This is a genomic window from Ulvibacter sp. 2210JD10-4 (genome assembly GCF_058148525.1).
Genome location: NZ_JBYVJZ010000007.1, coordinates 1 through 14123 on the forward strand (window position 1 = coordinate 1; position 14123 = coordinate 14123).

A 14123-nucleotide genomic window follows, 5' to 3' on the forward strand; every position below is an offset into this window, starting at 1 on the left:
AATTTCAATATCTCAATGAACTTAGTACTATTTAAAACTAAAACAAACCATCTATGACCGTTTTAGCGGGTGCAAATGTACAACAGTTTTTTTAACCTGCAATGCTTTTTAAAAATAAATTTTTAATAAAATTTCAGACCGTTGGATTTGCTGCTTTTTTAGAAAACTATTTTGTTCTTTAAAGCGGGTGCAAAGATAATTTGCTTTTTGATTTGCGCAAATTTAAACATTACTTTTTTCGAATCTTTTTTACTTTAATTTGGTAAAGCTTTGAAACGCGAACACTTACCTTAAAAATAATTTTGAGACCCACTTTATACCTTAATATATATACTATTTTTTATTTGCGCTAGGGATTGAGTATTTTGTGTAAGCTCTTCCCCAAGTTTTAAACTTGGGGAAAGCGAGTTGCGAAAGCCCGCCATTCTTTGCCTTTAGCAAAGATGGAGCGCCCTAAAACAATAGATTCACTGCTAATAACACGACATAAAAAAAAGAAAAGAGAATACTTATTTTGATTATTGTAAAACGTATAAACTCGTAGTATCTTTGCGGCTTAAATTTTTATCTTATGATAGCGATTACTTTACCAGATGGAAGTGTAAAGAAATTTGATGCAGGTGTTACTCCAATGGACGTTGCAAAAAGTATTAGCGAAGGACTGGCACGTAATGTGATTTCGGCTTCGTTTAATGATGAAACCGTAGAGGCAGGTACACCGTTGAATCAAGATGGTAGCCTGGTATTATATACCTGGAAGAATGATGAAGGTAAAAAGGCTTTCTGGCATTCTTCTGCACATATTTTAGCTCAGGCTTTGGAGCAATTATATCCGGGGATAAAACTGACTATCGGCCCGGCAATTGAAAACGGTTTTTATTACGATGTGGATTTTGGAATGGAAACAATTTCGGAGAAGGACCTACCTGCTATAGAAAATAAAATGCTGGAGATTGCACGTGGAAAACATGAGTTCCATATGAGGGAGGCCACAAAGGCCGAAGCTCTTGACTTTTATAAAAAGCAAGGCAATGAATATAAGGTTGAACTTATTGAAAATCTGAAAGACAGTACAATTACTTTTTGTGACCATGACACCTTTACGGACTTATGCCGTGGAGGGCATGTACCTAATACCGGAATCGTAAAAGCTATAAAATTAATGAGTATTGCCGGTGCGTATTGGCGCGGTGATGAAAATAACAAACAGTTAACACGTATTTATGGTGTTAGTTTTCCGAAGCAAAAAGAACTTATGGAATATCTCGCATTGCTTGAAGAAGCAAAAAAACGGGACCACAGAAAATTAGGAAAAGAACTGGATCTTTTCACTTTCTCCCAAAAAGTAGGTCAGGGTTTGCCCTTATGGCTCCCTAAAGGTGCTGCTTTACGTGAACGATTAGAAAATTTTCTTAAGAAGGCACAGAAAAAAGCAGGTTATGAAATGGTGATTTCACCGCATATAGGGCAAAAGGAATTGTATGTTACTTCTGGTCATTATGCTAAATATGGAGAAGATAGTTTCCAACCTATTCACACTCCAAGTGAAGATGAGGAGTTTTTACTGAAGCCCATGAACTGTCCGCACCATTGTGAAATGTACAAAAGCAGACCTTGGTCCTATAAAGACCTCCCAAAACGTTTTGCCGAGTTTGGAACTGTATATCGCTATGAACAAAGTGGAGAACTGCATGGACTAACACGTGTACGTGGTTTTACACAAGACGATGCGCATATTTTTTGCACACCTGATCAATTAGATGAAGAATTTAAAAAAGTAATCGATCTGGTTTTATATGTATTTGGCTCATTAGGTTTTGAAAATTTTACTACGCAGGTTTCTTTAAGAGATATGGAAAAACCGGAAAAGTATATTGGAAATCTTGAAAATTGGGAAAAAGCAGAAAATGCAATTCTTTCTGCGGTTCAAGATAAAGGCTTAGATTATGTGGTGGAATCTGGTGAAGCTGCATTCTATGGGCCTAAGTTGGATTTTATGGTAAAAGATGCCTTGGGAAGGAGCTGGCAATTAGGAACGATCCAGGTTGATTACAACCTTCCTGAAAGATTTGAATTAGAGTATAAAGGTAGTGATAATGAGATGCACCGCCCAATAATGATCCATCGTGCTCCCTTTGGAAGTATGGAGCGTTTTGTAGCAATTTTACTTGAACATACGGGTGGTAATTTCCCTCTTTGGTTAATGCCGGAACAGGTTGGAATTTTATCACTTAGCGAAAAATATGAAAAATACGCTCAAAAAGTTTTAAATTTGCTTGAAAATGACGAAATTCGCGCCCTTGTGGACAATAGGAATGAAACTATTGGAAAGAAGATACGGGAGGCCGAAATGAACAAACTTCCGTATATGTTGATAATAGGAGAACAAGAAGAAAAAGACGGTACAGTTTCTGTAAGAAAACACAGTGAAGGAGATTTAGGTTCAATGAGTGTTTCCGCCTTTTCAGAATTAGTAAATGAAGAAATAAAAAAGAACTCAGTAGAGTTTAACGTTTAACATAAAAAAGTTTAGTCATAGCAATACGTAGAAAAAGGAGTAGAGGCCCGGCAAGGGTTATTAAAGAAGATCAGCACAAGATCAATAGAAAGATTCGTGCCGAAGAAGTGCGTCTTGTAGGAGACAATGTAGAGGTTGGTGTATACCCTCTTAGTAAGGCTTTGGAAATTGCCGATGATCTGGAATTAGATCTTGTTGAAATTTCTCCTAATGCAAAACCTCCGGTTTGTAAAGTTATTGACTATAAAAAATTTGTTTACGAGCAAAAGAAGCGTGAGAAGGCATTGAAGTCTAAGGCTACAAAAGTGATCATTAAAGAGATTAGATTTGGCCCCAATACAGACGATCACGATTATCAATTTAAAAAGAAGCACGCCGAGAAATTTTTGAAAGACGGTGCTAAGTTAAAAGCATATGTTTTCTTTAAAGGGCGTTCTATTATATACAAGGATCAGGGTGAGATTCTATTATTGAAACTAGCTCAGGAACTGGAAGACTATGGCAAGGTGGAGCAAATGCCAAAATTAGAAGGAAAACGAATGATCATGTTCATAGCTCCTAAAAAGAAATAATTAATCAAATTAAAATAAATTCTCCTTTGCTATAGGCTTTTGAGAACGAGTGAAGTAATAAATAAAAAGTAGGAAACATGCCGAAACAAAAAACAAAATCCAGTGCCAAAAAGCGTTTTAAGCTTACCGGTACCGGTAAAATTAAGAGAAAGCATGCGTTTAAAAGTCATATCTTAACAAAGAAGACCAAAAAACGTAAGCTTGCATTGACCCACGACACTGTTGTGCACAAGGCCGATGAAAGTAATGTTAAACAGATGCTTCGATTGAAGTAATCGTTTAACCGGTTAAAACAAATCAATAACCCTGGAGTATGGCCCAAAAGATCTTAGATATTTAAGATCTATCAAGTGTCTGTTTTAAAGACCGCCTGCTACAAAAAACAATTAAATTATGCCAAGATCAGTAAATTCAGTTGCTTCCAGAGCCAGAAGAAAAAAGGTGATGAAGCAAGCCAAAGGTTACTTTGGAAGACGTAAAAATGTATGGACAGTCGCTAAGAACGCTGTTGAAAAAGCGATGTCGTATTCATACAGAGACCGTCGCACAAAAAAGAGAAACTTTAGATCCTTATGGATTACCCGTATTAATGCAGGAGCACGCCAGCATGGAATGTCTTATTCTCAGTTTATGGGTAAATTAAAAGCTAATGATATCGAATTGAACCGTAAGGTTCTTGCCGACCTGGCTATGAATCATCCTGAAGCTTTTAAAGCTATTGTAGACAAAGTTAAATAAGACAAATAATACTTACTTCGCTTAAAACCCCACTCTAATCGAGTGGGGTTTTTTATTTTATTACTTCCGGATAGTGGTCTTTACATTTGTAAGTTAAAGATTACTTATCTTAGTTAAAATATTTTAAATGAGATCCTGGGCATTTTTTATAGTTTTTGTGAGTTCGGTTTTTGGAAATCTCCTTTTTGCTCAAACCGGAACAGGAAAATTATATAGAATTGACAGATACGAATCTATCTATCTCCCTTTAGGAAAAATTTCTTTTGCAGACAGTGTTGTTGACTTTAGATTAGGTGACCCACCTCCTATTGAAAAATACAGAGATAGCCAACAATGCCTTTATGAACCCGATTATACTCGTTACAAGATTCCTAATTTTTTATCCTTAGGTTGTAAAGGCAGTCTGACAGTAGCATTTACAGACAATGGTTTTATGAATTTAAAAGGCGATGACATCTACGTTTTTGAAGTAGGTCCTTCCCGTGAAGCTGCAAAAATAGAGATCTCACAAAACGGAACCGACTGGATCTATGCCGGAAAAATTGCAGGGGGGAAATCGTTCATTGATCTGAGTGATGAAAATATTGATACTGAAACCGTATTTTATTATCTACGTATCACTGACCTTAAAGACCTATGTAAAAGCAAAAGTGCCGGAGCCGATATTGATGCCATTGGTGCAATTAACAGTGTTATCAAACTAACAATTAATACAGATGTACTCTTTGATGTGGCAGAATACACTTTGAAAGAATCTGCCAACAAAACTCTGGATACACTTGCCAAAACAATTCAGCAAGTGGATAAAGCTACCATTTTGGTAGAAGGTCATACTGATAGTGATGGTGATGACGATTACAATCTAAAGCTTTCTGAAAACAGATGTTATACAGTAATAGATAGAATACGGGCGTTGTTAGGCTATGAAGCCCTATATGATTATGAGATCAGGGCATTAGGGGAAAGTAAGCCCAGAGTAGCCAATGATACTCCGGAGAACAAGCAGATCAATAGAAGGGTAGAAATTACCGTTTTACCCCCTAAGGACTATTTTAAAAAGCTTCCCGATAAATATTAGGTCTTCTGCTTTTTCTTTTTGGCAGCAGGAAACAATACATTATTTAAGATCAAACGATATCCCGGTGAATTAGGATGCAGTGCCAATTCGGTTTTGGCATCCCCTACTCTATGCTGATAATCTTCCGGGTCATGCCCTCCGTAAAAGGTGAAAAATCCTTTTCCTTTGATACCGTGAATATAACGGGCTTCTCCGTTGGTTTTATTTTCGCCCATGACCAGTACATTAGATTTAACCTGATCTCTATCGTAAGATGTGGTCTGTCCCATAAATCCTTTTACGAGCGCCGTATGATTCTGCACCAGCATACAAGGGATAGGATCCCACTTTGCCGAGTAATCCATCAATGAAAAATAATCTGTTTCCTTAGCAATTCTTCTTTTCATTGTCATATCGATAGACGAAAATTCATATACCATCGGGCTACGTTCCAAGGTAAAATTTTTAAATGCAAAGGTCCTGTTATAATCTATTTTACTCTGGTATCCGGGTTCGCTTGGGTCACCGTCAAACATAGGCTCACAAATATCAACCCCTTCTGCTGCTAATGATATATCAAAACTATCGGTTGCACTACACATGGCAAACATAAAACCTCCTCCTATAACATAATCTCTTATTTTCAAGGCTACATCTCCTTTTGCTTCGGAAACTTTATTATACCCCATTTTGGCAGCTAAAGCTTCTGCTTTTCTCTTTTCTTCAATATACCAAGGTGCTGCACGGTAAGCGCGATAAAATTTTCCATATTGCCCGGTAAAATCTTCATGATGCAAATGCAGCCAATCGTACAATATCAATTGGTCACCCATCACTTCTTCATCGTATATTATTTCATAGGGAATTTCGGCATAGGTAAGTACCATTGTTACTGCGTCATCCCAAGGTTGATTTCCTTTTGGTGAATACACGGCAATTCTGGGAGCTTTTTCCAAAGAAACCGCTTCCATATTCTGTGAGGGGCTACTTATCTCTGTTAAGATCTGTTCTGTCTTTGCATCGGAAAGGATTTCAAAAGAAACTCCGCGTATCTGACATTCTTTTCTAATATCTTCAGAATCGGGCAACAAAAAAGAGCCTCCCCGATAATTCAATAACCATTTCACTTTTACCTGCCGTTCTAAGGTCCAATAGGTAATGCCATAGGCCTTTAAATGTTCTTTCTGTCCTTCGGCATCCATAGGTATTAAAATATAGGAAGCTGAGGCCTGTAATGAAAGAAATAGTAGTAATAGAATAGGAACAATTCTCGTCATAGTGCTAATATAACGACAAATTTTGAGCCAAATTTGAATCTGAATTATTTTAACTGAAAAATAGCATTTTAAAACGGGACATCATTGTCGTCATCGGGTGAAAGATCATCGTTCATTGAGCTTCCAAAAGCTTCTCCTGGTGATGCCAAATGATCTGTTTTAAATGTATCGTCATTGGCTGCATCGTTCATCCGGGAATGGATTTCGGTTGGGAAATCAAATGTTTCCAGGTTTTCGAACCTTCCCAGATGTCCAACAAATTTCAATTTAATTTCATCCAATCCACCATTACGGTGTTTAGCCACAATAAATTCAGCCTGGCCTGCTGTTGGGGTACGTTCCTCATCGTCCCATTCTTCAATTTTGTAGTATTCGGGGCGGTAAATGAACGATACAATATCTGCATCCTGTTCAATTGCCCCGGATTCACGAAGGTCTGACAGTAACGGACGTTTACTTCCTCCACGTGTTTCTACGGCACGTGATAACTGTGACAACGCAATTACGGGCACATTCAATTCTTTTGCGAGCGCTTTCAGATTTCGGGAAATAGTAGATATCTCCTGCTCACGGTTTCCTCCTTTTTGACTACCACCTGCAGTCATTAATTGCAGGTAATCCACCATAATTAATTTGATTCCGTGTTGTGAAGATAACCGGCGTGCTTTGGCTCTAAGGTCGAAAATGGAAAGTGAAGGAGTATCATCAATGAAAAGAGGTGCTTTTTCTAAGCCTTTCACTTTTACATTGAGTTGTTCCCATTCGTGTTTTTCCAGGTTTCCGGTACGTAATTTTTCAGAACTAAGGCCCGTTTCCGAAGAGATCAACCGGGTAATCAATTGCACCGATGACATCTCTAATGAGAAAAATGCGACTGGGATACCATGCTCCACTGCTATATTTCTAGCCATGGAAAGCGTTAGTGCTGTTTTACCCATACCGGGACGTGCCGCAATAATAACCAGATCACTGGGTTGCCATCCGGAAGTTAATTTATCAACTTTGGTAAATCCGGAAGGTATTCCGGAAAGTCCTTCTTTATTAGCGATATCTTCAATACGCTTTTTTGCCTGAATTACAAGGCTTTGTGCCGTTTCTGAAGAGCGTTTGATATTTCCCTGGGTAATCTCGTATAATTTTGCTTCGGCATTGTCCAACAGGTCAAAAACATCTGTAGTTTCATCATACGAATCTTCAATGATCTCATTTGAAATCTTTATCAAACTTCTCTGAATATACTTTTGAAGAATGATGCGTGCGTGAAACTCAATGTGTGCAGAAGAGGACACTTTTTGCGTTAATTGCACCAAATAAAACTCGCCTCCCACTATCTCTAGCTTTACGTCCTTCTTTAACTGTGCTGAAACGGTTAATAAGTCTACAGGCTCACTATTTTCAAAAAGTGTATGGATGGCTTCAAAAATATGCTGGTGTGCTTCTTTGTAGAAGACTTCGGCATGGAGAATATCGATAACCTCATCTACCCCTTTTTTGTCAATCATCATTGCTCCAAGCACAACTTCCTCTAAATCAATAGCTTGAGGAGGAAGCTTTCCCTTTTCGAGCGAAATAACCTGCGCTGGACGCGCAGAATATGAAGTGTGAGGTTTCAGTTTTTCCATTGAGCGAATGTAAATAAAATGTTAAGAGGAGCAGTAAATATTTTAATTTCTATGTTCACTGTTCATTAACAAAACAACTGTTGAAAACTTTAATTTATTGTTAATAAGATACGAAAAAAACCGAAGAAAATACTTCGGTTTTTTGAAAGTGTTGGTATTACTGAAATCAGGATTTATAAACTCCCATTTCCGAATATTTATCCATGCGTTTTTCCACCAGATCTTTTGGTGATAAGTCTTTTAATTCAGAATAAACTTTATCAATTGCATTTGCAACCGTGATAAAGGTTTTTTCTCTATCACTATGTGCTCCTCCAAGAGGTTCTTTTACAATTTGGTCTATAAGCGATAGCTTTTTCATATCCGTGGCCGTAAGTTTTAAAGCTTCTGCAGCCTGTTCCTTAAACTCCCAACTTCTCCAAAGGATAGAAGAGCAGCTTTCAGGAGAAATAACAGAATACCAAGTATTTTCCAACATCAATACTTTATCTCCTACTCCTATACCTAATGCACCTCCACTGGCACCTTCTCCAATGATAACAACTATAATAGGCACTTTTAGGCGAGTCATTTCCAATATGTTTCGGGCTATAGCTTCCCCTTGTCCCCGTTCCTCGGCTTCCAGGCCTGGAAAAGCTCCTGGTGTATCTATCAAACTAACAACCGGAACACCAAATTTTTCAGCAGATTTCATCAAACGCAATGCCTTACGATATCCCTCGGGATTAGCCATTCCAAAATTTCGGTATTGACGGGTCTTCGTATTATATCCTTTTTGCTGCCCAATGAACATATAGCTTTGGTCACCTATTTTACCAAGTCCGCCCACCATTGCTTTGTCATCCTTAAAATTTCGATCGCCGTGTAATTCTAAAAAGGAATCCCCACAAATGGCATTGATATAATCCATTGTATAGGGACGATTAGGGTGACGGGACAACTGAACACGTTGCCATGGTGTTAAAGTCTTATATATTTCTTTTTTGGTCTCGTTGAGTTTCTTCTCAATTTGTTTACAGGTATTGGATACATCCACATCACTCTCTTCACCAATCTGGCAAGCTTTTTCGTATTGCTCCTGTAATTCTTTTATGGGTAATTCAAAATCAAGATATTCCATAGATAATTCCTTGAAGTTTTTTTGCTTAGCCTACAAAGATAAAATTTTGTTGTTAGGTATTACTTAATCACCCTCTTTTTTCTTTCCATCTTCATTTTAATAATTCCATTGATAATGACTGTTATCAATATAATTGCGGCACCATAATAAAATTGAGGACTCATATTTTCTGAATCTCCCAGAATCAATAATGCCAAAATAATTCCGTAGACCGGTTCCAGGTTAATGGTAAGCATTACAGTATAGGGACTGATCCATTTCATTACGTGTACGGAAGCTATAAATGCATAGCCCGTACATATGGTAGCAAGTAGCAATAGAAAAGTCCAGTCGTCTACAGAAAGTTTAAAAAAAGAAGTTGTAAAACTTCCGCTGAAGGCCAAATACACAGTAATACATAGCATTCCGAATAACAATTCATAAAAAGAAATTGCCGAAGCATTATATCTTATGGCAAATCTTCCGTTAATGACCGAAAACAAAGCTCCTAAAAAGGAAGAGACTAATGCTAATACGATTCCCCAGATATATTCACTTTCTACTTTAAATATAATGTATAGTCCTACCACTACAATAAGGCCAAATAAAACTTCATACCCTATAATTCTGCGCCTGTACAAAAGTGGCTCCAGCAAGGAAGTGAAAAATGCCCCGGTAGACATGATCGCCAATGTAACAGAAACGTTTGAAACTTTAATTGCTCCAAAAAAAGCGAGCCAGTGTAAGGCAATGATCAATCCTGCCAGAAAAAAACCTGCTAATACCCTATATGGAAACCGAAGATCGATCTTTCTGAATTTAACAAACAAGTAAATAAACCCGGAAGCCAATAACATTCTATACCATACTAACGGAATTGCACCTATGGAAATAAGAGCTCCCAATACTGCTGTAAATCCCCAAATGAAGATTATAAAATGTAAATGAAAGTAATTTAAAAGTTTATCGTTTTGCATTTCGAAGCAAGTAAATTGCTAAAATACCAAAGATAATGTTAGGAAACCACGTAGCAACGAATGGTGAGAAACTACTTTGCTCTGCCATGGTCCCGAAAATTTTATCAAAAAAGATGAATACCATTCCAATTCCTATTCCTATTGCCAGATTTACCCCCATTCCGCCACGGCGTTTCATAGAGGATACTGCCACTGCAATGATCGTTAGAATATAAGCAGAAACAGGTAAACTCCATCTTTTGTAACGCACTACTTCATAGCGGTTAATATATGTGGAGCCTCTTTCTTTTTCTCGCTCTATAAATGAATTAAGTTCTGTAAAGTTTAGAGTCTCGGCAATATATTCTACAGGTGTAAGGTCCTCCAGTTCGAAGGTAAAAGTTGTATCTAACTTAGTTTCAGTTTGTAAGATGTCTTCGTGCTCGCCAATAATTCGTTTGGTATAATTATATAGTGTATAACTGCTATCCTTTTCATTAAATTTAATACGGCTGGCGGCTAATTTATATGTCATTTTATTTCCTTCAAAATGCTCCAGAGTGAAATTATTCCCGGATTTTTCTTTCACATTAAAATAACTCACATAAATATAATCGTTGTCATTGATCTGTCTGTAAACATTATTTTGTTGCCTGTCCTTTTTGTTATTTTTTAAATACTGAAATGTAAACTCATTAAAACCCTTACTTGCCATTGGTGCGAGATACATTCCTAAAATCAATGCGCCTATACAAACAATAGTAGCACCTATCATATAGGGGCGTAAGAAACGATAATAGGAAACTCCACTACTTAAAAATGCAATCACTTCTGTATTATTTGCCAATTTTGAAGTAAACCAGATTACAGACAAGAACAGGAATAAAGGAAATAATAAATTGGCGAAGTATATAGTAAAGTCCAGATAGTAAACGGCAACTTCGAAGAAAGGAACTTCGTTTGCTAAAATCTTATCTATCTTTTCAGCAAGATTTACAGTAATCCCAATAGGTATAAAAAGAAGCAACAAAAGGATAAAGGTCCCCAGGTACTTTTTTAAAATATATCTATCGAGAATGCTAAGCATGAGGTTACAGGCGTTTGTCCATTTGTTCGACCATAGTTTTTTTCCAGGAGACAAAGTCTCCCGCTAAGATATGTTTTCTCGCTTCACGAACCAACCATAGATAAAATCCAAGATTATGGATGGTGGCAATTTGCCTTCCCAACATTTCATTAACAGTAAAGAGATGTCGTAAATAAGCTTTACTGTAAGCCGTATCTACCCAGGTAATACCCATTTCATCAATTGGCGAAAAATCTGCTGACCACTTTTTATTTTTGATATTGATGGTTCCATGAACTGTAAATAACATTCCGTTACGGCCATTTCTTGTAGGCATTACACAATCAAACATATCGATTCCTAAAGCGATATTTTCCAAAATATTAATAGGTGTACCCACGCCCATTAGATAACGTGGTTTATCCTGTGGAAGTATTTCCGTAACGACCGCCGTCATTTCATACATTTCTTCAGCAGGCTCTCCAACTGAAAGCCCCCCAATGGCATTTCCCTCTGCTCCTACCGAAGTTATATATTCTGCAGATTGTTTTCTAAGGTCTTTATAAGTACTTCCTTGTACAATAGGGAAAAATGACTGTTTGTAATCGTATTTGTAAGGTATTTTTTCCAGATGGTTGATACATCGGTCCAACCAACGATGCGTCATATGCATTGACCTTTTTGCATAATTATAATCACAGGGATAGGGTGTACATTCGTCAAAAGCCATAATGATATCTGCTCCTATACTACGCTGAATCTCCATTACATTTTCCGGAGTAAAAACATGAAAACTTCCGTCAATATGTGATTTAAATTTTACGCCTTCTTCTTTTATTTTTCGATTTGCAGAAAGTGAATATACTTGATAGCCGCCACTATCCGTGAGGATATTTCGATCCCAATTCATAAACTTATGCAGCCCACCCGCTTTTTCTAAAATAGCTACTTGTGGCCGTAAGTATAGATGGTATGTATTTCCTAAAATAATATCCGGGTTGATATCCTCTTCCAATTCTCGCTGGTGTACACCTTTTACTGTTCCAACAGTACCTACCGGCATAAATATTGGAGTTTCCACTGTACCGTGATCGAGCGTAATCGTTCCGGCTCTGGCTTGGCTATTAGTATCTTTAGTTTCTAATTTGAAATGCATTTGCAATTTTTAACAGAATTGCAAAGATAAAATGATTTGTGAGTTTCAACCGTGTTTCTTCAGAAATAGAAACCTCCTTTTTTTACTTTCTCAGAAAATAAACCATACTGTTAACTAAAACCCAAAAATCGTTAATAACTGCTCCTATTTCAGCTTGTACTCCCTTTTTTAATCACTTACTTTTGAGACTTAAAATTTACAATTCGATATGCCAGATCTTAATTATCTCAATGATTTAGTAATACAGGTTCGCAGGGACATTCTAAGACAGGTTCATAAAGTAAACTCGGGGCACCCAGGTGGTTCTTTGGGTTGTGCAGAGTTTTTTGTAGTTCTTTTTCAAGAACTTATGGATCGTAAAGAAGGGTTTCATATGGATGGTATTGATGAAGACATCTTCTTCTTGTCAAACGGTCATATTTCTCCGGTTTTCTATAGTGTTTTAGCACGTTCAGGTTATTTTCCCGTAGATGAACTAAACACATTTCGCTTGCTGAATTCACGTTTGCAGGGACATCCTACCACACATGAGGGATTACCGGGCGTACGTGTAGCTTCCGGTTCTTTAGGGCAGGGTATTTCAGTTTCCATTGGAGCTGCAGAAGCAAAAAAGCTCAATAATGACCCACATCTTATCTACACACTATGCGGAGATGGAGAATTACAGGAAGGCCAGAATTGGGAAGCTGTTATGTATGCTGCTGCCAATAAGATCGATAATCTCATTGTAACGGTTGATCTTAACGGACAACAAATTGACGGATCTACCGATAATGTACTCCCCATGGGAAATGTAAAAGCTAAATTTGAAGCTTTTGGCTGGGATGTTCTTGAAATTGAAAAAGGAAATGATCTCGAAGCCATTATTGAGGGAATGAAAACTGCAAAATCCAGAGCCAAAAACGGCAAACCTATTTGTGTGCTATTACATACTGTTATGGGAAATGGTGTAGACTTTATGATGTATACACACGCCTGGCACGGAAAAGCTCCTAATGACGAACAATTGGAAATTGGCTTAGCACAAAACCCTGAAACTATTGGAGATTATTAAAACTGAAATGACCACAATGAAAAAATATACAGACAGCGGTAAAAAAGACACCCGTTCCGGTTTTGGAGCAGGGCTCACCGAACTTGGAAAAACGAATGAGGATATTGTTGCTCTTTGCGCAGACCTAACCGGCTCTTTGAAGATGGATGAATTTAAAGAGAACCATCCGGAACGTTTTTTTCAGGTAGGGATCGCTGAAGCAAATATGATGGGAATTGCTGCCGGAATGACCATTGGAGGAAAAATTCCTTTTACAGGAACATTCGCCAATTTCTCTACAGGAAGGGTTTACGATCAAATACGGCAAAGTATTGCCTATAGCCATAAAAATGTGAAGATCTGTGCCTCTCATGCTGGGCTTACTCTGGGGGAGGATGGTGCAACGCATCAAATATTGGAGGATATTGGATTAATGAAAATGTTACCGGGTATGACGGTGATCAATACTTGTGATTACAATCAAACCAAAGCTGCTACTATTGCTATTGCAGAACACAAAGGCCCTGTATACCTCCGTTTTGGAAGGCCTAAAGTTGCTAATTTCACTGCCGAAGATCAATCTTTTGAAATAGGCAAGGCTGTTCATTTACAGGAAGGAAATGATGTTACCATTGTAGCTACAGGCCATTTGGTATGGGAAGCACTACAAGCGGCCGAAACCTTAAATGAGCAAGGTATCTCGGCAGAAGTAATCAATATCCATACGATTAAGCCTTTAGACAGTGAAACAATTTTAAACAGTGTTAGTAAAACCAAATGTATTGTCACTGCTGAGGAACACAACTTTTTAGGAGGCCTTGGTGAAAGTGTATCCAGGGTTCTGGCAGAAAATGCTCCAACCCCTCAGGAATTTATAGCTACACAAGATACCTTTGGCGAATCCGGAACTCCGGAGCAATTAATGAATAAATATGGTTTAAATACCGAAGCCATTGTAAAAGCAGCCCTAAAAGTAATTGCACGTAAATAAAAGAGAGCGTCTTATAATAAAAAAGCCCCATATAGCGG

The 14123-nt window shown here is 37.6% G+C and carries 13 protein-coding genes; 7 read left to right on the plus strand and 6 right to left on the minus strand.

The genetic code is table 11. The features are described 5' to 3' along the window. The first annotated feature begins 571 nt into the window (after positions 1 to 571). The 5 genes from thrS (at position 572) to ACY2RT_RS14400 (ending at position 4906) form a co-directional block, all read left to right on the plus strand. On the plus strand, positions 572 to 2518 hold the full coding sequence (gene thrS, locus ACY2RT_RS14380) for a threonine--tRNA ligase (protein WP_490156624.1): 1947 nt from the start codon (positions 572 to 574) through the stop codon (positions 2516 to 2518). Between the two features lie 59 nt (positions 2519 to 2577). Further along, positions 2578 to 3090: a translation initiation factor IF-3 gene (gene infC / locus ACY2RT_RS14385; protein ID WP_490156705.1), complete on the plus strand. Its 513-nt coding sequence runs from the start codon at positions 2578 to 2580 to the stop codon at positions 3088 to 3090. 77 nt (positions 3091 to 3167) lie between these two features. Then, the gene (gene rpmI / locus ACY2RT_RS14390; RefSeq protein WP_490156625.1) at positions 3168 to 3365 is read left to right on the plus strand and encodes a 50S ribosomal protein L35; all 198 of its coding nucleotides are present in this window, start codon (positions 3168 to 3170) and stop codon (positions 3363 to 3365) included. 118 nt (positions 3366 to 3483) lie between these two features. Continuing rightward, positions 3484 to 3828, plus strand: coding sequence for a 50S ribosomal protein L20 (rplT, locus tag ACY2RT_RS14395; RefSeq protein ID WP_490156626.1), 345 nt, complete (start codon positions 3484 to 3486; stop codon positions 3826 to 3828). Positions 3829 to 3955: 127 nt separating this feature from the next. Beyond that, positions 3956 to 4906: an OmpA family protein gene (locus ACY2RT_RS14400; RefSeq protein ID WP_490156627.1), complete on the plus strand. Its 951-nt coding sequence runs from the start codon at positions 3956 to 3958 to the stop codon at positions 4904 to 4906. Here ACY2RT_RS14400 and ACY2RT_RS14405 read toward each other — a convergent pair. From ACY2RT_RS14405 to tgt, 6 genes are all read right to left on the minus strand, one after another. Further along, positions 4903 to 6162: an asparagine synthetase B gene (locus ACY2RT_RS14405; RefSeq protein WP_490156628.1), complete on the minus strand. Its 1260-nt coding sequence runs from the start codon at positions 6160 to 6162 to the stop codon at positions 4903 to 4905. The genes ACY2RT_RS14400 and ACY2RT_RS14405 overlap by 4 nt on opposite strands. A gap of 68 nt (positions 6163 to 6230) precedes the next feature. Further along, positions 6231 to 7784: a replicative DNA helicase gene (dnaB, locus tag ACY2RT_RS14410; RefSeq protein WP_490156629.1), complete on the minus strand. Its 1554-nt coding sequence runs from the start codon at positions 7782 to 7784 to the stop codon at positions 6231 to 6233. A 166-nt stretch (positions 7785 to 7950) separates the two neighbouring features. Next, positions 7951 to 8904, minus strand: a complete 954-nt coding sequence (locus ACY2RT_RS14415; RefSeq protein WP_490156630.1) for an acetyl-CoA carboxylase carboxyltransferase subunit alpha — start codon at positions 8902 to 8904, stop codon at positions 7951 to 7953. A 59-nt stretch (positions 8905 to 8963) separates the two neighbouring features. Further along, complete coding sequence (locus ACY2RT_RS14420; protein WP_490156631.1) at positions 8964 to 9860, minus strand: DMT family transporter; 897 nt, start codon at positions 9858 to 9860, stop codon at positions 8964 to 8966. Continuing rightward, the gene (locus ACY2RT_RS14425; protein ID WP_490156632.1) at positions 9847 to 10926 is read right to left on the minus strand and encodes an LptF/LptG family permease; all 1080 of its coding nucleotides are present in this window, start codon (positions 10924 to 10926) and stop codon (positions 9847 to 9849) included. Before ACY2RT_RS14425 ends, ACY2RT_RS14420 begins: the two co-directional genes overlap by 14 nt. Before the next feature lie 4 nt (positions 10927 to 10930). Then, positions 10931 to 12061 carry a tRNA guanosine(34) transglycosylase Tgt gene (gene tgt / locus ACY2RT_RS14430; protein ID WP_490156633.1) on the minus strand — a complete coding sequence of 377 codons (1131 nt, stop codon included), beginning with the start codon at positions 12059 to 12061 and terminating at the stop codon, positions 10931 to 10933. 208 nt (positions 12062 to 12269) lie between these two features. On the opposite strand from tgt, the gene ACY2RT_RS14435 reads away from it, so the two are divergent. Further along, positions 12270 to 13115: a transketolase gene (locus tag ACY2RT_RS14435; RefSeq protein ID WP_490156634.1), complete on the plus strand. Its 846-nt coding sequence runs from the start codon at positions 12270 to 12272 to the stop codon at positions 13113 to 13115. A gap of 16 nt (positions 13116 to 13131) precedes the next feature. Then, positions 13132 to 14085 carry a transketolase family protein gene (locus tag ACY2RT_RS14440; RefSeq protein ID WP_490156706.1) on the plus strand — a complete coding sequence of 318 codons (954 nt, stop codon included), beginning with the start codon at positions 13132 to 13134 and terminating at the stop codon, positions 14083 to 14085. Positions 14086 to 14123: the final 38 nt, after the last annotated feature.